The sequence below is a fragment of the Metabacillus sp. KUDC1714 genome (assembly GCF_014217835.1).
GTDB classification, from domain to species: domain Bacteria; phylum Bacillota; class Bacilli; order Bacillales; family Bacillaceae; genus Metabacillus; species Metabacillus rhizosphaerae.
The window spans coordinates 5,544,510-5,564,819 of the sequence record NZ_CP055263.1; the positions used below are offsets into that span (position 1 = coordinate 5,544,510).

31 protein-coding genes are annotated in these 20,310 nt (G+C 32.7%); 10 read left to right on the top strand and 21 right to left on the bottom strand.

Annotation, left to right across the window (positions count from 1 at the left end; genetic code table 11):
* Positions 1 to 103: 103 nt before the first annotated feature.
* A complete protein-coding gene (locus tag HUW50_RS25555; protein ID WP_260445612.1) occupies positions 104 to 1,492 on the bottom strand; it encodes a S41 family peptidase in 1,389 nt (462 codons plus the stop codon).
* A gap of 295 nt (positions 1,493 to 1,787) precedes the next feature.
* Between HUW50_RS25555 and HUW50_RS25560 the strand changes: the two genes are divergently transcribed.
* The 3 genes from HUW50_RS25560 (at position 1,788) to HUW50_RS25570 (ending at position 3,181) form a co-directional block, all read left to right on the top strand.
* Positions 1,788 to 2,060 carry a hypothetical protein gene (locus tag HUW50_RS25560; RefSeq protein ID WP_185653501.1) on the top strand — a complete coding sequence of 91 codons (273 nt, stop codon included), beginning with the start codon at positions 1,788 to 1,790 and terminating at the stop codon, positions 2,058 to 2,060.
* Between the two features lie 58 nt (positions 2,061 to 2,118).
* On the top strand, positions 2,119 to 2,832 hold the full coding sequence (locus HUW50_RS25565; RefSeq protein WP_185653502.1) for a class I SAM-dependent methyltransferase: 714 nt from the start codon (positions 2,119 to 2,121) through the stop codon (positions 2,830 to 2,832).
* A gap of 94 nt (positions 2,833 to 2,926) precedes the next feature.
* Entirely contained in the window at positions 2,927 to 3,181 is a 255-nt protein-coding gene (locus HUW50_RS25570) for a hypothetical protein (RefSeq protein WP_066332751.1), read from the top strand.
* Positions 3,182 to 3,306: 125 nt separating this feature from the next.
* Here the strand turns inward: HUW50_RS25570 and HUW50_RS25575 are convergent, their stop codons facing one another.
* The 3 genes from HUW50_RS25575 to deoD all read right to left on the bottom strand — a co-directional run bounded on the left by HUW50_RS25575 (position 3,307) and on the right by deoD (position 5,569).
* Positions 3,307 to 3,813 (bottom strand): mismatch-specific DNA-glycosylase, encoded by a 507-nt coding sequence (locus tag HUW50_RS25575; RefSeq protein ID WP_066332747.1) that lies wholly within the window; start codon positions 3,811 to 3,813, stop codon positions 3,307 to 3,309.
* A gap of 13 nt (positions 3,814 to 3,826) precedes the next feature.
* Complete coding sequence (locus tag HUW50_RS25580) at positions 3,827 to 4,663, bottom strand: M15 family metallopeptidase (protein WP_260445615.1); 837 nt, start codon at positions 4,661 to 4,663, stop codon at positions 3,827 to 3,829.
* A gap of 198 nt (positions 4,664 to 4,861) precedes the next feature.
* Positions 4,862 to 5,569 (bottom strand): purine-nucleoside phosphorylase, encoded by a 708-nt coding sequence (gene deoD, locus HUW50_RS25585; protein ID WP_066332740.1) that lies wholly within the window; start codon positions 5,567 to 5,569, stop codon positions 4,862 to 4,864.
* Positions 5,570 to 5,781: 212 nt separating this feature from the next.
* Here deoD and HUW50_RS25590 point away from each other — a divergent pair, with 212 nt between their 5' ends.
* Both HUW50_RS25590 and HUW50_RS25595 read left to right on the top strand, forming a co-directional pair.
* A complete protein-coding gene (locus HUW50_RS25590) occupies positions 5,782 to 5,922 on the top strand; it encodes a hypothetical protein (protein WP_185653503.1) in 141 nt (46 codons plus the stop codon).
* A 5-nt stretch (positions 5,923 to 5,927) separates the two neighbouring features.
* The gene (locus tag HUW50_RS25595; protein WP_185653504.1) at positions 5,928 to 6,077 is read left to right on the top strand and encodes a hypothetical protein; all 150 of its coding nucleotides are present in this window, start codon (positions 5,928 to 5,930) and stop codon (positions 6,075 to 6,077) included.
* Between the two features lie 42 nt (positions 6,078 to 6,119).
* Here the strand turns inward: HUW50_RS25595 and HUW50_RS25600 are convergent, their stop codons facing one another.
* From HUW50_RS25600 to HUW50_RS25630, 7 genes are all read right to left on the bottom strand, one after another.
* Entirely contained in the window at positions 6,120 to 6,431 is a 312-nt protein-coding gene (locus HUW50_RS25600) for a YodL domain-containing protein (protein WP_185653505.1), read from the bottom strand.
* A 70-nt stretch (positions 6,432 to 6,501) separates the two neighbouring features.
* On the bottom strand, positions 6,502 to 7,128 hold the full coding sequence (locus HUW50_RS25605; RefSeq protein WP_185653506.1) for a phosphatase PAP2 family protein: 627 nt from the start codon (positions 7,126 to 7,128) through the stop codon (positions 6,502 to 6,504).
* Positions 7,129 to 7,212: 84 nt separating this feature from the next.
* Entirely contained in the window at positions 7,213 to 7,722 is a 510-nt protein-coding gene (locus HUW50_RS25610) for an AAA family ATPase (protein ID WP_066332727.1), read from the bottom strand.
* Between the two features lie 544 nt (positions 7,723 to 8,266).
* Positions 8,267 to 8,881 carry a PH domain-containing protein gene (locus HUW50_RS25615; RefSeq protein ID WP_066332725.1) on the bottom strand — a complete coding sequence of 205 codons (615 nt, stop codon included), beginning with the start codon at positions 8,879 to 8,881 and terminating at the stop codon, positions 8,267 to 8,269.
* A 51-nt stretch (positions 8,882 to 8,932) separates the two neighbouring features.
* A complete protein-coding gene (locus tag HUW50_RS25620) occupies positions 8,933 to 9,703 on the bottom strand; it encodes a sporulation protein (RefSeq protein WP_066332722.1) in 771 nt (256 codons plus the stop codon).
* 17 nt (positions 9,704 to 9,720) lie between these two features.
* Positions 9,721 to 10,515, bottom strand: a complete 795-nt coding sequence (locus tag HUW50_RS25625) for a serine/threonine protein kinase (RefSeq protein WP_185653507.1) — start codon at positions 10,513 to 10,515, stop codon at positions 9,721 to 9,723.
* Positions 10,516 to 10,695 carry a hypothetical protein gene (locus tag HUW50_RS25630; RefSeq protein WP_157094392.1) on the bottom strand — a complete coding sequence of 60 codons (180 nt, stop codon included), beginning with the start codon at positions 10,693 to 10,695 and terminating at the stop codon, positions 10,516 to 10,518.
* A 157-nt stretch (positions 10,696 to 10,852) separates the two neighbouring features.
* Here HUW50_RS25630 and HUW50_RS25635 point away from each other — a divergent pair, with 157 nt between their 5' ends.
* A complete protein-coding gene (locus HUW50_RS25635) occupies positions 10,853 to 11,965 on the top strand; it encodes a DUF2515 family protein (protein ID WP_066332715.1) in 1,113 nt (370 codons plus the stop codon).
* Between the two features lie 186 nt (positions 11,966 to 12,151).
* Here the strand turns inward: HUW50_RS25635 and HUW50_RS25640 are convergent, their stop codons facing one another.
* Complete coding sequence (locus tag HUW50_RS25640) at positions 12,152 to 12,334, bottom strand: YozD family protein (protein ID WP_066332712.1); 183 nt, start codon at positions 12,332 to 12,334, stop codon at positions 12,152 to 12,154.
* 288 nt (positions 12,335 to 12,622) lie between these two features.
* Here HUW50_RS25640 and HUW50_RS25645 point away from each other — a divergent pair, with 288 nt between their 5' ends.
* Entirely contained in the window at positions 12,623 to 12,811 is a 189-nt protein-coding gene (locus HUW50_RS25645; RefSeq protein ID WP_066332711.1) for a hypothetical protein, read from the top strand.
* Here HUW50_RS25645 and HUW50_RS25650 read toward each other — a convergent pair.
* The 5 genes from HUW50_RS25650 to msrB form a co-directional block, all read right to left on the bottom strand.
* The gene (locus tag HUW50_RS25650; protein WP_066332709.1) at positions 12,808 to 13,488 is read right to left on the bottom strand and encodes a hypothetical protein; all 681 of its coding nucleotides are present in this window, start codon (positions 13,486 to 13,488) and stop codon (positions 12,808 to 12,810) included. The genes HUW50_RS25645 and HUW50_RS25650 overlap by 4 nt on opposite strands.
* A 242-nt stretch (positions 13,489 to 13,730) precedes the next feature.
* Positions 13,731 to 13,958, bottom strand: coding sequence for a YozE family protein (locus tag HUW50_RS25655; RefSeq protein ID WP_066332704.1), 228 nt, complete (start codon positions 13,956 to 13,958; stop codon positions 13,731 to 13,733).
* 131 nt (positions 13,959 to 14,089) lie between these two features.
* Positions 14,090 to 14,215 carry a YjcZ family sporulation protein gene (locus HUW50_RS25660; protein ID WP_066332700.1) on the bottom strand — a complete coding sequence of 42 codons (126 nt, stop codon included), beginning with the start codon at positions 14,213 to 14,215 and terminating at the stop codon, positions 14,090 to 14,092.
* Between the two features lie 137 nt (positions 14,216 to 14,352).
* Entirely contained in the window at positions 14,353 to 14,730 is a 378-nt protein-coding gene (locus tag HUW50_RS25665) for a VOC family protein (RefSeq protein ID WP_066332695.1), read from the bottom strand.
* Between the two features lie 118 nt (positions 14,731 to 14,848).
* Complete coding sequence (gene msrB, locus HUW50_RS25670; protein WP_066332693.1) at positions 14,849 to 15,805, bottom strand: peptide-methionine (R)-S-oxide reductase MsrB; 957 nt, start codon at positions 15,803 to 15,805, stop codon at positions 14,849 to 14,851.
* A 171-nt stretch (positions 15,806 to 15,976) separates the two neighbouring features.
* On the opposite strand from msrB, the gene HUW50_RS25675 reads away from it, so the two are divergent.
* Positions 15,977 to 16,399, top strand: coding sequence for a MarR family winged helix-turn-helix transcriptional regulator (locus tag HUW50_RS25675; protein ID WP_066332690.1), 423 nt, complete (start codon positions 15,977 to 15,979; stop codon positions 16,397 to 16,399).
* A gap of 150 nt (positions 16,400 to 16,549) precedes the next feature.
* Positions 16,550 to 16,795: a DNA alkylation repair protein gene (locus tag HUW50_RS25680; protein WP_066332687.1), complete on the top strand. Its 246-nt coding sequence runs from the start codon at positions 16,550 to 16,552 to the stop codon at positions 16,793 to 16,795.
* Between the two features lie 161 nt (positions 16,796 to 16,956).
* On the opposite strand, the gene HUW50_RS25685 is transcribed toward HUW50_RS25680, so the two are convergent.
* Together HUW50_RS25685 and HUW50_RS27345 are read right to left on the bottom strand one after the other, a co-directional pair.
* A complete protein-coding gene (locus HUW50_RS25685; RefSeq protein WP_185653508.1) occupies positions 16,957 to 17,766 on the bottom strand; it encodes an alpha/beta fold hydrolase in 810 nt (269 codons plus the stop codon).
* 280 nt (positions 17,767 to 18,046) lie between these two features.
* Complete coding sequence (locus tag HUW50_RS27345; protein WP_260445616.1) at positions 18,047 to 18,178, bottom strand: hypothetical protein; 132 nt, start codon at positions 18,176 to 18,178, stop codon at positions 18,047 to 18,049.
* A 322-nt stretch (positions 18,179 to 18,500) separates the two neighbouring features.
* On the opposite strand from HUW50_RS27345, the gene HUW50_RS25690 reads away from it, so the two are divergent.
* Positions 18,501 to 18,686, top strand: coding sequence for a hypothetical protein (locus tag HUW50_RS25690; RefSeq protein ID WP_066332681.1), 186 nt, complete (start codon positions 18,501 to 18,503; stop codon positions 18,684 to 18,686).
* A gap of 205 nt (positions 18,687 to 18,891) precedes the next feature.
* On the opposite strand, the gene ypmT is transcribed toward HUW50_RS25690, so the two are convergent.
* Together ypmT and HUW50_RS25700 are read right to left on the bottom strand one after the other, a co-directional pair.
* Positions 18,892 to 19,086: a protein YpmT gene (gene ypmT, locus HUW50_RS25695; protein ID WP_066332674.1), complete on the bottom strand. Its 195-nt coding sequence runs from the start codon at positions 19,084 to 19,086 to the stop codon at positions 18,892 to 18,894.
* Between the two features lie 101 nt (positions 19,087 to 19,187).
* Positions 19,188 to 20,309 (bottom strand): S1C family serine protease, encoded by a 1,122-nt coding sequence (locus HUW50_RS25700; RefSeq protein ID WP_066332672.1) that lies wholly within the window; start codon positions 20,307 to 20,309, stop codon positions 19,188 to 19,190.
* Position 20,310 lies beyond the last annotated feature (1 nt).

The following is a 20,310-nucleotide window of genomic DNA, read 5'->3' on the forward strand; positions in this document are numbered from 1 at the left end:
AATCAACAGTGAGCTTTAACAGAGACTAATTAAAAAAGACAGATCCCTTTCCTTGCAAGAATTTATGCAAGGAAAGCATACTGTCTTTAATTCATAAGTTTGGTTACATCTTTTCTTTCAGTACAGATATCGCCTTTTCAAGCTGTGTATCATTTTCTTGTAATTTACTTTGAATCAGTTCCATGATTTTCATTGTGGTTTCACCAGTTATTTTACCATCCACTGTAAGTTTATGTTGCTTTTGAAAATCTTTAACTGCTTTTTCAGTACTATCATCAAAGTAGCCTTCTACACTAACTTCTTCATAACCTAATGCTTTTAACATTTGTTGAGCTGCATTTACTTCAGTTTTAGAATCACCTTTTTTAAGAACAATTTCTGGATTAATAAAAGGTAAGTTTGCATAGGCAGGAAGTTCTGCCTTTATTTGTGGCTCTATCCCTTTTTCATGAATCCAAGTACCATCAGGAGTTAGCCATTTTGCAGTTGTATATTTTACTGATGATGTATCTTTAAATGATTCAGCTGATTGGACTGTTCCTTTTCCAAAGGTTTTTTCACCAACTAAAGGAATTCCTGCTGACTGATGTAATGCTGCAGCCATGATTTCGCCAGCACTTGCAGTTCCACCATCAATCAAAACGGTTATTGGTAAGTCAATTGCTGCCTCATTCTCTGATTTATACACTTCTTTAGAACCATTATTATATTCTACTTGAAGGATATTTTCCCCCTTCGCTACAAATAGTTCCGACATAGCTAAGGCTTGATCCATTAATCCACCTGGGTTTTGGCGCAGGTCTATAATTAACCCTTCTACTTTTTCCTCTTGTAAATCTGTTAACGCTTTTGCTAATTCTTCACCTGTAGTTTCGGAAAATTTGGTAATTTGAATTTTACCTATATTATCCTCAATAACCTCCGAATAAACTGTTTCTAATGGGATTGTGTCACGGGTAATTGTAAAATTCAACTCGCCTACCCCTTCACGTCTGACAACAAGATTGACTTTTGTACCCTTTTCACCTCTAATTTTCATTACTGCTTCATTGACTGAAAGGCCTTCAATTGACTCTTTATCAACTTTTAGAATGACATCTTTTGGCTTTAATCCAACTTCTTCAGCAGGTGACCCTTTTATAGGAGAAACAATCAAAATAGTACCATTACTTTCTTGAATTTCAGCACCAATTCCTTCAAATGAAGATGAGATATTTTCACTAAAACTCTTCGCTTGTTCAACATCCATATAAACAGAGTATGGGTCTTCTAGGGATTCAACCATCCCTTTAATTGCCCCTTCCACAAGCTTGTCTGTATCAATATCTTTGTAATAACCCTTTTGTAAAATATCATACGTTGATCTTAACTTTTGGAAAGGGTCTCCATTACCAGCAATACTTACCTCTTTAGGTTTAACAATACTGTATGTAATACCCGCAGTAACAATTGCTGTAACAATAATCCAAATGAACAATCTACTCTTTTTCACTGTAACAATTACACCACCTTTATGTATGTACCTATTATGTCTAAGGTAAATTAAAACGTCAACAATTATGAGGAAAAGGTTCGTTTTTATAATTAAATCATATAAGAAATTATGTAGTCTATTGGGTTTAGTACTATGCTTAAATAAATCCATCGTTTTATCTAGAACGGTTTTTTTTAGTGTTGAATAGTTATAACAGTAATTTATTTTTTCATTTCGACAAATTGCCCGATACTTTTTCATTAATTAATTGTAAAGTTTATTACACGAATGTAAATTCAGGAGGTAATGTACCATGCAACTAGCAGAATACATTGGAAAAACTGATTTAGCAATGATTAATTTTTCGTTTTTATTAATAGAAGATATTGATAATAAAATTAAATCGAAAGCATTTTTTTATAAAAATCAAATTTCAAGTTATATAAATGATTGTGTCGATCATTTTTTAAATACTTTACATGTAAAATATTCGCTTCAAACGATATACAAAGCTGAAATTCATCAAATGATTACTCCAAAATTAAATAAAATTTATGAGAGACATTGCATTTTTAGCTGTATCTAAGCACCTGTCCTTTTGTTCCCGCATAATTTAAGTTTAGGGAACTGAATGGAGGTATTCAATGAATTATTTAAATCTGTTATCTTTATTAGGTATCGGTGGTGCACATCCCGGTGGAATAATGCTAACAAAAAAAATTTTTGAAAGTGAACAATTCCCATTAGATAGTACGATACTTGACGCTGGTTGTGGAACAGGACAAACGACAAGCTATTTGCACCAATTAGGTTATCAAATAACTGGGTTGGACATTAACACACAAATGATTGAACATGCAAAAAATAGAAACCTCAACTTAAATTTTGATATACCTTATATGAATGAAGATCTTTCACATACGACTGTTCCTAACGATACGTATGATCTTATTTTATGTGAATCTGTATTGAATTTCACCTCGCTTCCAAACACTTTACCGGAACTTTCACGCATATTAAAGCCAGGAGGTATAGTGGTCGCGATTGAGATGATTCGAAATGCCCCGCTTACAACAGAGGAAGAATTAGAACTTACAGCATTTTACGGATGTGAACATATATATTCCATAAGTGAATGGAATAATCTATTTACTGAATATGAGCTACCAATTTATAAGCATTTATCACAGCTAGATCTTACTTTTGATGATAATGAACCTACCACAGAATTTAGCCCAATTAAATCAATTCCCGATCACGCTTTCATACTTCTTTCTGAACATGAAAGACTAACAATAAAATACGCTAATAAACTTTCTTATTGTGTATTTTTTGCTCGTAAAAAGCGTAACAATTAAGCTTACTCAATTTATTATAGCTAGGTTTAGCGTACAATCTCTTACTGTTCATTTCACATAAGATATGTTAAATGAGCGTAAGGGAGGGAAAGTCATGTCACAACACTATTATAATTTATGTTGTCGCTATAACGGAAAGGTTGTTAGGATTAATGATAGAAATGGTCGTGTACATGTAGGGAGAATTTGTAGAGTTTCGAATAATAAAGTCTTTATCGAGCCTATGGTACAAAGAGGTGGATATGGTCTTGGTTTCTATGGTGGTTACGGGTACGGTTATGGATACCCATATGGGATTGGTTTAGGATTTATTACTGGGATCGCTTTAGCTGGTTTATTTTTCTGGTAAATAGACGCTAACGCTTTTTTCATTTGCAGTTTACCTTTAGACTTCAAGAGTATTAAGATATTAAGAACTAGCTAATTGAAAAACTATACTTCAAAAAGGGAAGGCTTACAGCCTTCCCTTTACTACTAACATTGGCAGTATTTAGTTACGTCTTTATAAATGGAAATAATGTCATCGATTCTCATCCTAACTAATCCACTTGAGGATGGTGCAACAAAATCAATGACTCCTTCTACAATACTGTGCTCTTGTTTTCCCCAGTCTGCCTTTTTTCTTTGACTATATTGAAGATAAACACCTTTCCCTACAAAAAAGGCTATTTTAGGTTTATATTCATCTATTTTTTGCCGTAGAATAATTCTTCCTACTTTATATTCTTCAGAAGTGATTTCTTCGGCAGCTCTTGATGGCCGTGAGACAATATTCGTAAATCCAATCCCGTTGTTTAGCAACGTAAAATCTTCTTCTGGTTTATACTGTCGAACAGTTATACCTGCTTCATATAATATTTTCCAAAAACGATTATGCTTATTTGCATAATGATGTCCCACTTCTCCAGATACAAGACTAGGATTAAATCCAATGAAAAGGATCCTCAAATCCTGTTTTATATGGTCCATTTTATCTAACATAAACTAATCTCCGCTATATTTTTTTCACCTTTTGAAAATACTCTTCTAAAGTGAGCCCGTTCTTGTAGATTATCGCTGCCTTTTCTTTTCCAACATAACGTAAATGCCAAGGCTCATATTGATATCCTGTAATGGATTCTTTTCCTTTTGGGTATCGGATAATAAAACCTGCTTTATGTGCATTCTCTTTGACCCATTTACCCTCTATTGACTCACCAAAATCCTCAGTTATTTCAAGATTTACACTTCTACTCGTAACATCCATTGCTAAACCTGTTTGATGTTCACTTTGACCTGGAAGAGCAACTGCATGTAGAGCCTGTTCTTCACCTTTATCTTCTTTTTCAACATTAAATATCCCTTGTTGTCTTGAATATGATCGAAACCCAGATACAGCAAGTAATTCAATACCATTATTTTTAGCTATGGAAAATAATTCCTCTAAAGCTTGTGCTGCCTCTTGTCTTAAATATCGTTTCGGTATATCCTCTTCACCAAATGAAAATTCAACGTTTGGAGCAACCAAGTCTGTTGGCTCATATTCCTCTGGTAAAGTATATTCTTTATTTACCATTGAGAGAATATTTGTCGGATTTTCAATTATTTTATCTCCGTCTACTTGTTTTACAACATTAAAAAAGTTTGACTCTAATAGAAAATCTTCATCAATTTGCTTTTCCTCTGATATAACTAAATTATTTTCTATTTCACTTCTTTGACCCGACTGTTTTATATCCTGCCCCTCATGATTTCCGCTAAACGGCATCCCATTTGGAAGTGAGAAGCTTGTGCAAGCTGTAAGTGTTACAGTAAGAGACAAAATCATACTTATTTTTACATAATGCGACATATTACCACCCTACCCTAAAATCAATAACATTACTTATTTTATCATTAAATTACATTCGAAATAAATGATTATTAGCTCCTACTCACATCTTTACCTTTATACCTAAATATTTAAACTCATTACTTGCCAAATATTATCGACAATTTCTGCATTACAAGAGTAGTTTATAGCACAAAAAAACGTGTGCTGGTGCACACGTTAATCTTTCTTTATAGCTGCATCAAGTGCAACGACGATCATATCATTAAATGTAGTTTGTCTCTCTTCTGAAGTTGTTTCTTCACCTGTTAATATATGGTCACTTACTGTTAAAACAGAAAGAGCTTTACGATCATATTTTGCAGCTAGTGTATAGAGGGCTGCTGATTCCATTTCGATTGCTAGGATACCATATTGTGCCCATTTTTCTAATTCAGCATTATCATTGTAAAACATGTCTGCTGTAAATACATTACCTACTTTAAGATTTAATCCTTTTTCAAGTCCTGTATCATAGGCCTTTTTAAGAAGATCAAAGTTAGCTGTAGGTGCATAATCAACCCCACCAAATGTTAAGCGATTCATTTGCGAATCAGTTGAAGCACTCATTGCCAATATGACATCCCGCACTTTTACATCCTTTTGAATCGCACCACATGTTCCCACACGGATTAACTGTTGTACACCATAGCTCTGCATAAGCTCATTTATGTATATAGAGATTGACGGAACTCCCATACCCGTTCCTTGCACAGAAATTCTGTTTCCTTTATATGTCCCAGTAAAGCCAAGCATTCCTCTTACTTCATTGTAACAAGTCACATCATTTAAAAACGTTTCTGCAATATATTTTGCACGTAATGGATCACCGGGTAGTAATACCGTTTCAGCAATTTCATTCTCTTTTGCACCAATATGTACACTCATTTTACTTTTCCCTCCTATTCAAATGTAACTAAAGAGTCAATTTACTATACCATAAGAAATAATCCAAATAAAAGTTTCCCCGAGAGAAAATAGGGATATTGTAACACCTTTTCAAATACATAATTAATTTTATGCTAATCATTTTTTTACAGCTTTATCTTAAGCTAGGAGGGAAATGATATAAAAGTAAATCTATTTAGGAGGGGAAAAATTTGAAAAAGAAACTAGAACAAGCTGTACAGCATGCAAATGAAACAAATCCAGGTTCTCGAAACAGATCACACCCTCAAGCATCAAAAAAATCAAAAAAACAAAAAACTCACAATAATAACAACACAAATGAAATGGGGTAAATTAAATGGGTAAAAAGCATCGTAATCGAATTACACCTAAAAAGAATAATCATATTCCACCAGAAGTAACTGGCGCTGAGGAAATTGCTCATGGTAAGGAAGAATCTTCAGCAAAGCGAAAAAATGGTCCTGGACATAATCAAGAATCTCATTAATATAGGATTAGAAAAGCTGACAGTTTTAATAAACTGTCAGCCTCACCTTACGTGAATACGATTTATTTGTTTCCATCCTTCTGGATGAAGCTTATAGTAAAATTGTCCTTTTTTCCCCTCATCAATTAATAATATATCACCTGTACATACATATCGTGCCTGATAATCTGGGGGCATTCGGTCTGCTACATTAAAGGTTTGAAAAGCCTTTTCTAATACATCATTATGTCTATTCCCTTCTAGAAAACACCGATAGACAGCTTCATACCCTTTCTTGTCTCCAAACTTAGGAGTTTGAAAAATCGTAATATCATATGCATTTAATCGTTTTTTAACCAATAAAGAATAAACCACATTTCTCCCTCCAAGTAAGTCAGCATTATATACTACTTAAATTGGCTATTCATGGAGAAAATCCCTTTATCTAAAACAATCTTTTTTTGTCGAACAACTGATTTATTTTAGCTATTATTGTTGTTAAAACAATAAACCACACAAAACCTGCACTAAATCCTGCAACTACATCAGTAAGGTAATGAACACCCAAATATATTCTACTTAATCCAATTAAAAAAATTAAGGTTATCGTACTGATTAATAAAGTCTTATTTTGTTTATTTGTATTACTCAAATAACGAATTAATAGATAACAAATAAAGCTATAAACTGCCATGGAATTCATTGAATGACCGCTTGGAAAGCTATAATGTGCCGCTTCATATACTGCATTAAAAGAAGGGCGTTCTCTTAAAAATTGCTCTTTAAGCTGATAATTTAGCTGCCTTACACTATAAAGCATGACAAATAAAAAAACGACATCTATAACCTTCCGTCTAATAAGTAATATAACCGCAATAACAAAACAAATTGGCAACATGTATTTAATCGATCCGATATCCGATATGAATAAAAACACATCATTCAATAACGGTGAACGAACCTTTTCGAAAAAAAGTGTTACATTATTATCTAAAGAACCTATTACCTCATAGGGATAAATAATAGCGCAGAGTAGAAATATGAATAGTGATACAATAAACCACTTTATCAAAAGCATTCCTCTCCTTTACACAAAGAACTGGTCTGTTGTTGAGATATAGCTAAAAACCCTGACAAAAAAATGTAAGTTAGATCTCTACCTTGCATATTTTTCAACCCAATCCTTTACCTTTATTGAAACCTTATTAACACTCGTATTTGATGTATCGATCATAACCATTGGTGGTTCATATTCTTTATCTGCATTCTCTATTAACCATTTCGCAAATTGATTATGCTCCTTTATAAGTTCATTTGACCAGCCTCTTTCAAGCAAACGTTTTTCACGAACTCTATCGTCACAATGGAGGTTTAGGAATAAAATTTGACTAAATTCTTTATAATCCTCACACTTTTTAATTTCCCAAGGCATTTGAGTTCCACACAAAATAGTCATTCTATTACTTTTTGCAATATGACTAGCAATTCTCATCCAAATATTTTTTACTATTTGCCAATCCCCAACGGCATTAGTGAGTAATTCTTCATCTATATCAAATACATCAAATTCAGGTAAAAGTTCTCGAAGATGTGGCACTATTGTCGTTTTACCACTCCCACTAGCACCTGTAATAATAAATAAAGGTAGCTTAGCATAATCTTTCATCTATTATCATCACCTTTCAACGTGAAGATTACCTTAAATTGATTTTAATATAATCTTCTCTTACCTACGAGCATATTACACCACATAATTTCCCATTCTAATATTGCCTATCTTAACAATCCTTCAACTATAAATCCTGCATTATTGCTTTATCTAAGGATTCTTTAGAAGCAAAGTTTAGAGGTTCGCAATAGACTTCAATACAATCCCTTATTCAGATATGAAGTGAGGGTTACCACAATTACGGTAACCACATCAACCTATGATTTTGTTACCATCTTTTCTAGCAAACCTCAACCTTAAACCTTTTTTCCTCAAAACCTAGTTTCCATAACTTGATCAAATTTCATGAGCAAAATATTGATGTACATCTTAATAGAGAAATAACTATATATCGTTCAAACGAAACATGCATTTTAGCAAGAATAATTATTCATTAAACAAGTTGTTGCTTTACTTACATTTCTGGAATTAACTATATCAAAAAGACTGACTAAAAATCATGTCAGCCTTCGTACAACGTTTTATTATGAAAGTGCAACTATTAGTTATTAATGTACTTCTCAAATACTTCACCAAAGTCTCTCTCATGGTATTGTTCACGAGCGGAAGATAGCCAATTAAAACCGAATTCAGTAAGCCCTTTGTATGTATCTGAAAGATTATTATCATCTGTTCGAGCATTTTGTAGAACTGCTACGGCCTTATCTAAACTTTGTGTTGCCATATTTAACATAATCTCATTTTCGAAGGTTATTTCAGAAATACGGATAAGCGCTTTGTATAGATCTTTTAATTGTTCAATTTGATCTTTTCTTACATCAATATCAAATGTTTCACTACCAATTGAAAATTTTATTTCTACATCCATATCGATCTTTCCAGCTGTTTCAAGCGCAACTCCTGAAATTTTACGTTGAGAATATGGATATCGATTCAATGTTCTTTTAGATGATGCCGCACTAGCTCCATCTACGTGTATAACAGCAAGGTTCGTGAAGCAATATTCATCAGCTTTTGTTTTTATTAAAAAGTAGATTTTTTCATTATCTTCATGCATAACATAGTCATCAGCATCCGTTTTATCATAATCTGAAGGCTGAATAATTGTTCCAATATCAGATAATCCTAATGCATCAGCAGCTAATTTTTTAAACATCTAATCATCTCCATTTTTAATAATAGTTGTTATTTTCCACTCTATAATTGTTTAACTATGCTTCATTAGTACATCATTGAAGGTAGCTTTAATTGTAGGAAGTTCATAATCTTGTATGGTAAATTGAATCAATGATTCATCCATATCTAATGCTTCTGAGAACAAACCTGCTAGTCCCCTTGCGCGACGATCCACTTCCATAATTACTTCTAGTTTAGTTTCATCAATTTGAAAGAAGATCAACTCAATCTCATCGAATTTACCATAATAAGGACCTGAAGTTGGAACAAACTCGAATTCTTGAATAAACGGTAACCTTTTACGAATTTTATAGGGAGCTGCTTCATTTTTAACCTTTCTTAATTTAAAACCGAGTTGTGAAAATACGCTCATTGCTTCCTCGACCATATCACTTGGCAAAATGTCAATCATATCGCGGTCTGTTGGATCAACTGAGCCTTTTATATCTACTCCAGTTTGAATCCAAACTTTTGAGGAACCGGTACTTATTGGAGTATCCATCGGGATTTTAATTTTAAAAGGAATGGTTTTTAATTCTTCTGGCATTATAACAAAGGGCTCATTTAGCTTAATTGTTGAAATAACAGCTTGTTTATGAATGATTTTATCATCAGATTCTTTTTCATATGTAGTATTGATAGTTAAGTAGATTTCATCAATATTTTGTTCGATGCTACCACCTTTAATCTCAACAATTCCTTCTGCTTCCTCTCCTACTTTAATTGAAGATTGGGAAAGCTTTGTATCTACCTTAGCTGATCCAATTCCAATACTAGCCAAAACCTTGTTAAAAAATGACATATAACTTTCTCCTCCGTTTAAATGCATTCTTTTACATCATTTATTAATAATTGGACCTCTGCATACGGTTCATCCAGTTGAAGCATTTTTCTTAATACTTTTTTTGCGATGGGTGTAAGTTGTAATTCTTCTTCCCAGCTTCTTTTTTTCTTAGAAATTGGTTCAAAAGACGAATAAAGTAAAAACAATAAAAAATGTCCTAAAGCGTAAAAATCACTTTTAAAGGCAATTTCCCGGTACAATTGCTTTTCGAGATGATTGACTTTTTTCTCAATTAGACTTGTTTGATCTTCTAGCTTTCTTGCAAGTCCAAAATCAATAATAAAGTATTCTTTATCATTTTTTAGTATGTTCGGAATTCTTAAATCCCGATGTATAAACCCGAGTTCATGAATATATTTTACCAAATGTAAGATATGGTAAAGCTCATTGAAAGCTGAAGATTCAGTATATGAAATGTTTTCACGGAAGATTATTTCTTCAAATGTACTTCCCTTTTTATGCTCCATTACAATAAATTGTTTGTTATTCTCTTCAAAATGTTCATAAAAGGTCGGAAATGCTGAACAATTTAAAGTTTTTAATATATTTGCCTCACGTTTAAATGAATTCCGACCTGATTCTTCAAGCATTTTGTACTTCCGTAATTGTTTCAATACAAGAAGATTTCCTTGTTGATCATTCACTAAATACGTGTAACCATAGCTTCCTTTTCCGAGCAAATTTACAACAATATATTTCCCACCAATAAGTTCTGCAGTCTTTAAAGGTTTTTCACTAACTTCTATTAGCTTTGAGTAAATCCTCTTCATTTAGCTACTATAGGAACTAAAGAAACCACTTGATTTATGCTTTTTCTTATAATATTGATGGCCATATTTAGATGGATGATTATAGCCTGATTTTCGTTTTTTAAAATCACTTGAGCTATAACGATTATGGGAATGGGAAGTTTTACTTGATATGAGTGATTTAAGTATTTTGCGTAACATGTTTTATCCCTCTTTTCTGCTTTATGTTTATATATACGAATTAAAAGAACAAAGGTTTCACTTTTACATACAATAATACATCAATTATATCGTGAATTTTTAGCAACAGTCATTTTTTAACATTACAATAAAAGTATAAATACAAAGGATGGCTTACATGTTGGGACTATTAAAAACATTTGCTCCGAATCCAAAGGAATACCCTACAGTACAAGAATCTGAACGGATAAAGCTTTACGAAGAGATAAATCAATCATTAAATAATCTAACTCCTGTCTTCACAACACAAACTGAGCGTAATTTAATTAGAGAAATTTACAAGGAAACAGAACAACATAATGTTAATAATTTAACTAGAACAGAAGCATATCTCCGTTTTTTTTCCAAACATAAAGAAATTCATTGGTCATTTCTTGCTCATATGGTGTCTCGTAATGGTGGATACAGTATGACCGACTTAAAAAGCTCGTTGGTCAGCCATTTTTTTGACAATGAGAAAAGGCAGATAATGTTCGACTTTTTAGAGAGAGCAAATGCGCTAATTTTTTATGATGCATATCCCCAATTACTTTTATACGAAAAAAGCAAGAATGAAAACAGATCATACTTTCACTTACTACCCGCTTTTCATATTTCAAAATTTATGATTCCTATCTGGAACTACTTTCTTTCGTCCTCAAATTCTAGCTTATTAACCTTAGCTCTCATTACAAATGAACAAAATTATGTAGAAAAACACTTAATGTCTTCGCAAACAACGAAAAATAAAATCTTTCATACATTACCATATGTTTTGCAGGAAAAAATGGGTCTTACACATGTAATATTCCCTTATAAACGATATCCATTTTTAAGGTATTATAAACTTTCAGGAATTGAAGTTCATGAATTTTCCTCAGTGTCTGAACGAATTCAAATTGGAAAGCAGCTGTATTCAATTCTGTTTTCTAAGCATCAATATAATTCAATATATAGCTTTGCCAATTACTTTGGCCATAGTGGTTCAAGAAGTGACTATTGGCCACATTTATATACAAAGGATAATCATCATGTTCATAAGATCTATAGTCCTTCATTGCCACATGCATGGAACGATGTATCACATTCATTTCCTACAAAACAAGATTGGTTTACAGATATAGCTCAAATAAAATCTTTCGAAATTGGCATAACGATGAATGAAACAGACATAACAAAGGATGTCAAACGTGATTTAAACATGTTATTGGCGCTTGGTAAATTAAAGTTAACTAAACACAAGATTGGCTAGTATCGTCTAGAAAAAATAATTCTAGATTATATTTAGATCGATAGAAACGTAATTTGAACATACAAATGAGACTGACTTAGTATCAGTCCTTTTTCACACATTCAGTATTATGGGGTTTCAACCAAAATACATAGTGATTAGAATTCAGACGTTCCACTATTCAGTCAGCCTCAATGTTATTAACTATTAATCTTCATTCTCAAAATCTAAATCTTCATCAATAATGCATTTGTTTAGAAGGTAATCAAACGTAATATCCGCTAGTTCTTCTAGCTCACTTTCACCAGGAACATACCCTCTTTTTGTGAGCTCATTGTAAAAGAACTCCGCAATCTCCTCTGTATCAATAATCACTTCAATTTCCTTCACAATATCGCCCCCCTTTTATTGTTTATGTCCTTGTAAAAGGACATATGTCACCTTAAAACATTTAATTTTTCATTAAAGGCTAATCTTAATTAAAACAAGACTTAACAGATCTTTATGGACAGTTACCAACATCCTATTTTCTTAGCATCTCCTGAATCATAAAGTCGGAGTTTTAAGCCTGTTAAACCTTAAAAAATAAATAATATATATAGAAACTGGAATAAAGAAGGTTTTCTCTCATATAGATAGATTTAAGTGGACAAGCATTCTTAATTAGGAGTGGATAGTATGTTAAAAGCGGATTATCAGAATGGAATAATTGAAAAAGAAAGAAGATCAAATCACAATATTCTTCAGTTTATTGATGGACCAGGATTTGACAAGCTATTACAATTTTTAATTAGAGGATTATTTCTCGGGATGATTGTTTTTTGCATACCATACTTTTGCTTTCTCTTAATTACCTGTTTTTTTTAATTATTACTATCCGTTTCTCGATATCTTCGAAGACTTTTTAAAATTAAATCCATCATTTCTTTATATTCAGGCTCTCCAAACATTTGATAAAGTGCCTTATAATCATTGTAGATATCAAGTAATTCATCAATCATTTTATTCTGCTCCTGTAGCCCATTTCCTACTTCATCGGTATCTGAACTAATATGATTACTAATCATTGCTTTAAAATATCGACCTGTATCTGTTTTCGTGTTATTAAGATGAAGTTGTTGCATAAATGTTTCAGCGTCTTGATTACTTATCATTAGGCTCATCTCATCTTCGGTAGCTTCCAGCCATTCACCATCAGACATCCTTGTCAATTCATATGTTAGTTCTTCCCATCCATCATCAGCATATCGCCAAACCTCTGTTCTAATGCCCACGATTCGGAATAATGAACTACCATATCCTTTAACCAGGACTATATCTCCAATTTGATAAAGAACATCAATGCTAATCTGTTCCGTTTCGATTACTGAACCATCATAATCGGAATATAATTGAAGAGCGCTTTCAAAGTATAAAATTTCACTATGATTTACTTCGTACACAAAGTGTTGGTCAACTTGATGTAGCTTCGTAATTGTCCCAACTGTTCCATACATAATAATCACGACAATGTCCCCTATTTTATATTTTGGTCTATTTTTCATCGCCCATCTCTCCTTTGTCGTGATTATGAAGGATAGGATAGTATATGCTGTATTTCTTATTTCGTCATGGGCACTTTTTGGATAAGAAGATGAAATTGATAGTTCGTCCATTCAAAAAGGCGGTAGTTTATATAAACTGCCTTCTAAATAAAAAATTAGTTTTCAAAAACGGAAATTTTTTTTTGAAAGTAAAAAGACATAAAGTGTCTTGTCAAAGATGGCCTTATGTCTTTTATTGATATTTATATTTGTTTTAGGATTTCATTTTGATAACGATCCCATGCATCATCAAATACTGACATACTTTTTAAGTAATGCCCATTCATCTCTAAATATGAGCTTAACTCATCATAGCGATCAGAATTTCTAGGAAAACCATGATCAAGATATGCATCATTTGCAAATTTTGCAATATCATCCTTTGGCTTAGGATGACGATATTTCATTAAATAATGATAAAAGGACTTCAAGTCTCATTCCCCCATAGACAAGATTTTTTTATTATAGCTTTTTAATGGGTAGATTGAAACCCTTAGCCTAATTCTAAATAAATCCATCGAAAAAAAGAGCCCCTATATGGAGCTCTAAGCCATTAGTTTGTTTATCGTACGTAAGCCGCACCTACGATAATTAACAAGATGAAAAGGACAACAATTAAAACGAAGCTATTACCAGTACCGTACCCAACGTTTCCACAAGGATATCCGTGATCATAGTAGCAATGCATATTTATCCACTCCTATTATCCTAATATTAGATTTCTCTTTACTTTATGTCATGGGTGGGTTGTATTGCATGTGCATTCGCCTATTTTAAACGAAAAAAAAGTTACACAACAATGTGTAACTCAAAGTAAAACGATTTTTACTTTTCAAAGAACTCGATCCATTCCTGATCAGGACCTCTAAAAAAAATGTATTTTGCGCCATTTGGAAGGACTGTAATATCTTTGCTAATCCATTCAACACCTGCTTCATCAAGTCTCTTTTGTTCCTTCTCAATATTTTCAACTTTGAATGCAACATGATGAACCTTCCCTTCAGCAGGAAGATCGGCATTATACCCCTCAATAAATTCAACAATAATTTCCTCATTTACACCTAAAAAAGCAAGCTTTTTATCCCCATCAGTATGTAAAAATTGATCAATTAACGTTAATCCAACAACTTCTTGATAAAATGTAATTGATCTTTCAATATTTGCTACTTGTATTCCTACATGTTCAAAGCCAAGAACAGTCATCTCCAGCAACTCCCTCTGTATTTTTAATCAAATGTCTATATTATATTACACATAATCAATTATCTTACAATTTATCATAAGACAATTTTGTAGTCACCTCATTTACGTTAATAACCAATTATTCAAATAAACGAGTATACTGCCCGTATCCTTCTCTTTCAAGATCTTCTTTTGGAATAAACCTTAGGGCAGCTGAATTAATGCAATAACGAAGTCCATTTGGTCCTGGACCATCGTTAAAAACGTGACCAAGATGAGAATCAGCAGTCTTGCTTCTTACCTCTGTCCGAAGCATGCCATGTGTTGTATCCATTTTCTCAATCACTTCTAATTCCACGATCGGTTTTGTGAAGCTTGGCCACCCACAACCTGCATCATATTTATCTGTCGAGCTAAATAATGGTTTTCCAGAAACAATATCAACATAAATGCCATCTTCCTCATGATTCCAAAACTCATTTCGGAAAGGTGGCTCAGTTCCGTTATTTTGTGTTACTTCAAATTGAATTGGGCTTAATACTTCTTTTAATGCATGTTGATCTTTGCCTTTCCAATACTGTTCAATGAATTTATCTCTACCTGAACCAGTCCGATATTGCTTATATCTAGCAGTACTTTTTTTATAAAAATCTTGATGATAACCCTCTGCTGGATAAAATGGCTTTGCTTCTACTATCATTGTAACGATTGGTTTTGAAAATCTTCCACTTTCCTCTAGTAATTGCTTTGATTTTTCAGCTAACTGTTTCTGTTCCTCTGAATGATAGAAAATCGCAGTTTTATAAGATTCCCCACGATCGTGAAATTGACCGCCTGCATCTGTAGGGTCAATTTGCTGCCAAAACAATTCTAATAGGCTTTCATATGGAAAAATTTCAGGCTGAAATGTAATTTGAACTGCTTCGAGATGTCCTGTAGTATTAGAACAAACTTCTTCATAGGTAGGATTTTCTTTTTCTCCACCGGTATAGCCAGATATCACACTTACAATCCCTGGAAGTTCATCGAATGGTTGTACCATACACCAGAAACATCCCCCAGCAAATGTCGCTAATTCTAATTTGTCCTTACTCATTATGTAACGCCCCCTTTATAGTGGTTGTCTATATTATATATCAAGAGATAAAACGGATGAAAGTAAACTGATTTTCAATTGGAAAGCCCCTGAATTGTAAATAACTTGACACAATCATAAAGATTCCTTAGTCTTAAAAAAGAATATATTGTAGGTTCGGAGGAAATTAGCTTGAAAAGTCGGCAAGATAAAATGTATGAAATGGAAGCACTCATGCGACATGTTTATAAGAAATTACGACAAGAAATGAACCAGGTTTACGATAAAGAAATGTCAAGAAATGAGTTTTTCATTCTCAAAACACTCTATGAACAAGGTTCAAGAAAGTCATCAGACTTATCAAAAATGCTAAATGTATCAGCATCCCACATTACTGCAGTAACAGATTCTCTAATTGAAAAGAGCTGGATACAGCGTGTTCGATCTGTTCAAGACCGTAGAATTGTTGACCTTCATTTAACTGAAGAGGGTAAAAATACATTAGAATTATTTGAAAAAAAGAAGACTGACTTCTTATTACAAAAATTCAATGATTTTAGTGACCAAGATATGGAAAATTTCATCACCTTATTTAATAAACTATTAAACGCTTAAGAATTCAATTAAATATATGAGAAAAAGGCTATAAAACCAAACTATGCAAGGTTCTAACATCGCTTGAATAGTGACTTATTATAGCTTTTTTACATATTTCCCACAAAATCGCACAAGCTAGTATTTAATATACTAGGAGGTGTAATCCGTATGTCAACCCCTTATTTATGTCCAAACTGCAAAACAAATCGTTCACGGTTTAATATTATTGAACAACATGTTAAATCGGTTAAATTAAATCCTCAAACTGGAGACCTTATTGAGGAATTAGAACAAGCATCTTTAGACCCCTTCCATGTAGCTTATAATGGACCTCAATATAAGGTGCAATGTGGCGTATGCGGTCTTATTGAGGAAGAACTAACATTTATTAAAAGAGCTCAGCTAAAACAATAAACTATGTTATAAAGAACTTAATTGTCACCAAGACCTAATGTTTGAAACTTTTATTATTCTTATACACTTAAACTAAACTACCTTAAGAATATAAATTCTAAATTATTACAAAAATGCCCCTCAATCAATGTAAACAATGTTTAGAGAGGGGCTACAGTTTATTATCTTTTACTATCAGTAATTGTTTGTAAATAATGTAGTAAAACATCAACTAATTGGTCAGGTTGTTCAAGCATGGACATATGTCCACAGTCTTCAATCACAACATGATTTATAGTTGGTTTTTCAACAGAAAAGGCACGGTCTAATGGAATAAGTTGATCTTCTCTACCTGCAACTAAAAGAACTGGCACTTCGAGACTTCTTAACACATCATTTCGATCAGGTCTATTTTTCATCGCATCAAGTGCACATATTGCACCATAATCAGATGTTTTATAACCAATGCTTTTCACATAATCTATTTCATTCTTTCGTTCATTTGCATTCTTGACTGAAAAAAGCTTTGGTATTAAATCATTAACAAAAGGAACGATCCCCTCAGCTGTAATTTTTTGAATTCCCCTGTCTCTGTTTACTTTTCCTATTTCTGTATCAGGAAACGCAGTTGAATGCACTAGAGCCAAGCCAGAAAGTTTTTCAGGATGTTTTTCTGCAAAGGCAAGACCTATATATCCTCCTAATGAATGACCTACTAATGTTGCACGATCAATTTGTAAAGAATTTAAAAGGATCGAAATATCTTCTGCCATCTCTGCTATTTCATAACTATCCCTCGGGGTACTCGATTCCCCATGACCCCTTAAATCAATTGTAAGAACTCTGTTTTTTTTCACTAAATGTGGAACGATATACTTCCAATAATTGTGATTACCACAAAACCCATGAATTAATACTACACAATGACCTATACCTTGGTCCATGTAAGAAATCATATTATCCCCTACATTATGAGTAAATCGCTCCATCATTCACCCTCCGAGTTCAAATGTAAACTTTTATCAGTTCAACGGTAATCGTAACAAACATTTTGTTTGAACTCAAATATTTTTGCATGATAAAGCAAAATACATCTAAAACCTTTAACTACAGCTGAGGGATTTGAAAACTATTTAAAAGATTAATTACATACGTAATAACACCTATGAAGGAATTCAGGGTGTTATTACGCAATTCACAAAATACTTTTAAATTTGATAATTGGCAGGAGGTTGAACTTCTATCATTTAAGGAATCTCCTGATCCTACTATTCATTCACTATTCTGAGTTGAATTAAAAAAGATTTCTTTTTCATCTTGTTGTTTTTTCTTGTGTTTCTTCTCCTTTTGTTTCCCCATCTTTCCATCTGATTCATAACTTAATTTTTTCGACTTACCTTTCATATTTATCCTCCTAAAAAGAATGTTAATCATTATTCTCTCCCTTACAGGAAGAAATATGTTGAATGCCCTTAAATAGTATATCTTCTAAGAATCATAAAGCAAGACTACCGACTGATCAAAAAACTTAGAATCTATCTTTCTACCTGACTTTACAATAATTTACTGTAAATTTTGTTAACATATTTTATCTGTATTTTAATTTTCTAAAGAAAATGTACAGTTTTTGTAAAAAGAGTATACATGCCCGCATTTTCAATTATTATTAGATTGAGCCAGCTGGTTCAAAAAAAATCACTCATTCGTTACATGGGAGGAATAATCAATGAATAAGAGCTTGTTATTGAAAGTTGGAGCATCATTACTTGCTGTATTTTTAATGGCTGCATGTAACAACGCAGAGGATACTGAAACAGAAGACACAAACACTGAAGAAACAGAAACTGAGGAAGGTACCGAAACTGAAGAAGGTACTGAAACTGAAGAAGAAACTACTGAAGAAGCTGAATAAATTCTTAAAACCAAACAAGTTATTAGGTACTTAAGCTAAGCAACCATCCAACATGAAGGAAATACTATGTATTGCTTAAAACCCTGCTTCAAGCAGGGTTTTGCTCTAAATATAGAGTACAGGATCGCTGTGCAGAATAAATTAGCGAAATTTCCGACATCATTTCCTTCAAAGGAAAAATGAGAGGTTCTGACCTCCCATTTTTTCAACTATTGTTCTTTTGCTTTTCGTCTTTCATATGCCACAAATAAACGGCTATACTTAAAAATAATGTACTGTATCCAATATTCAAATATACTTCATCCATGTTTTCTGCAACAAGTTGCTGATAAGCAACTCCACCAAAAATTAGTGAGATTAATATCGCTACGATTCCAAATAAAACAAATTTGTTTTTCATATAAATGATCCCCCGCATCTTCATTTTCATTCACCAGAAATTCACTATCGTGGTATAGTATAAACACCAAATAAAACCTTAAATGTCGCCAATGAACTGGATCAGTCCAATTTTTTCTCTATTATGATTTTAGCTTGGTCATTTTCGTAAGCAACTTCGTAGTTTACTTTATAGGTTTTCGAAACCTGTTCCTCTCCATTTCGTTCTAAAGAGGTTAATATAGCTTCGACAAAAACCTTATTTTCTTTGTTCTCTTTCTTTAATTCATCAATGCTTATTGAAATGATATTCAAATATTGACTTCGAAATGTATCATAATCCACATTTGATTGCCATTGACTACCTAAAAGCGAATATGCGGTAACAAAATCGCGGAAATTTATACTTTCAATAAAATAGCTAACTAGATAATCAGATGTCTCTAGCATTTTATTTTCGTCTATTTCAGCTAAATCGTCAATAGCTGATGTTACAGGAAGGTTTTTCATAGGTGTTTCAGACCAAGAATTAACTAGTGGAAACACAGAGTTTATAGGGATACTAAAGCCAATGTTTCCTTGTTCTATACGAGCCGAGTTTATTCCAACCACCTTACCAGTTTTACGATCAATTAGTGGCCCACCACTATTCCCAGGTGCGATTGGTGCCGAGATTTGATATACATTCTCATAAGTATACGATTCAACATCTAATTCTCTGTCCGTTCCACTGATAATTCCTGTTGTTACAGTATTTTGATAACCTAATGGACTACCTAAAGCTAAAATTTCATCACCTATTTCTAATTTACTATTAGATGATAATATCAAAGGTTCAATATCCTTTAATCCATCAACTCTTACAACAGCAACGTCAGTTTCTGTACTAATCCCTATAACCTTACCTTCATAGCCTTTTGCATCAGTTGTCCTAATTTTTACGATTTCCGAGCCATTTACTACATGTGCATTCGTAATGATATCACCTTTATTATTATATAAAAACCCTGATCCAATCGATCCATCATCTAGCTCAACCATAACAACCTTCTTCTGAGCCTCTCGAATAATTTCCTTTAAATCAGGAACTACTTGTTCCTTGCTCGTATTATTATCTTTTTTTAGAATTAATGATTCAGAAAACACATTTTCAGCTGTTTTATCTTTTATATATATATAACCAATACCACCACATATCCAAATAAGAACGGATACTATGATACTACGAACCAATTTTTTATTCATA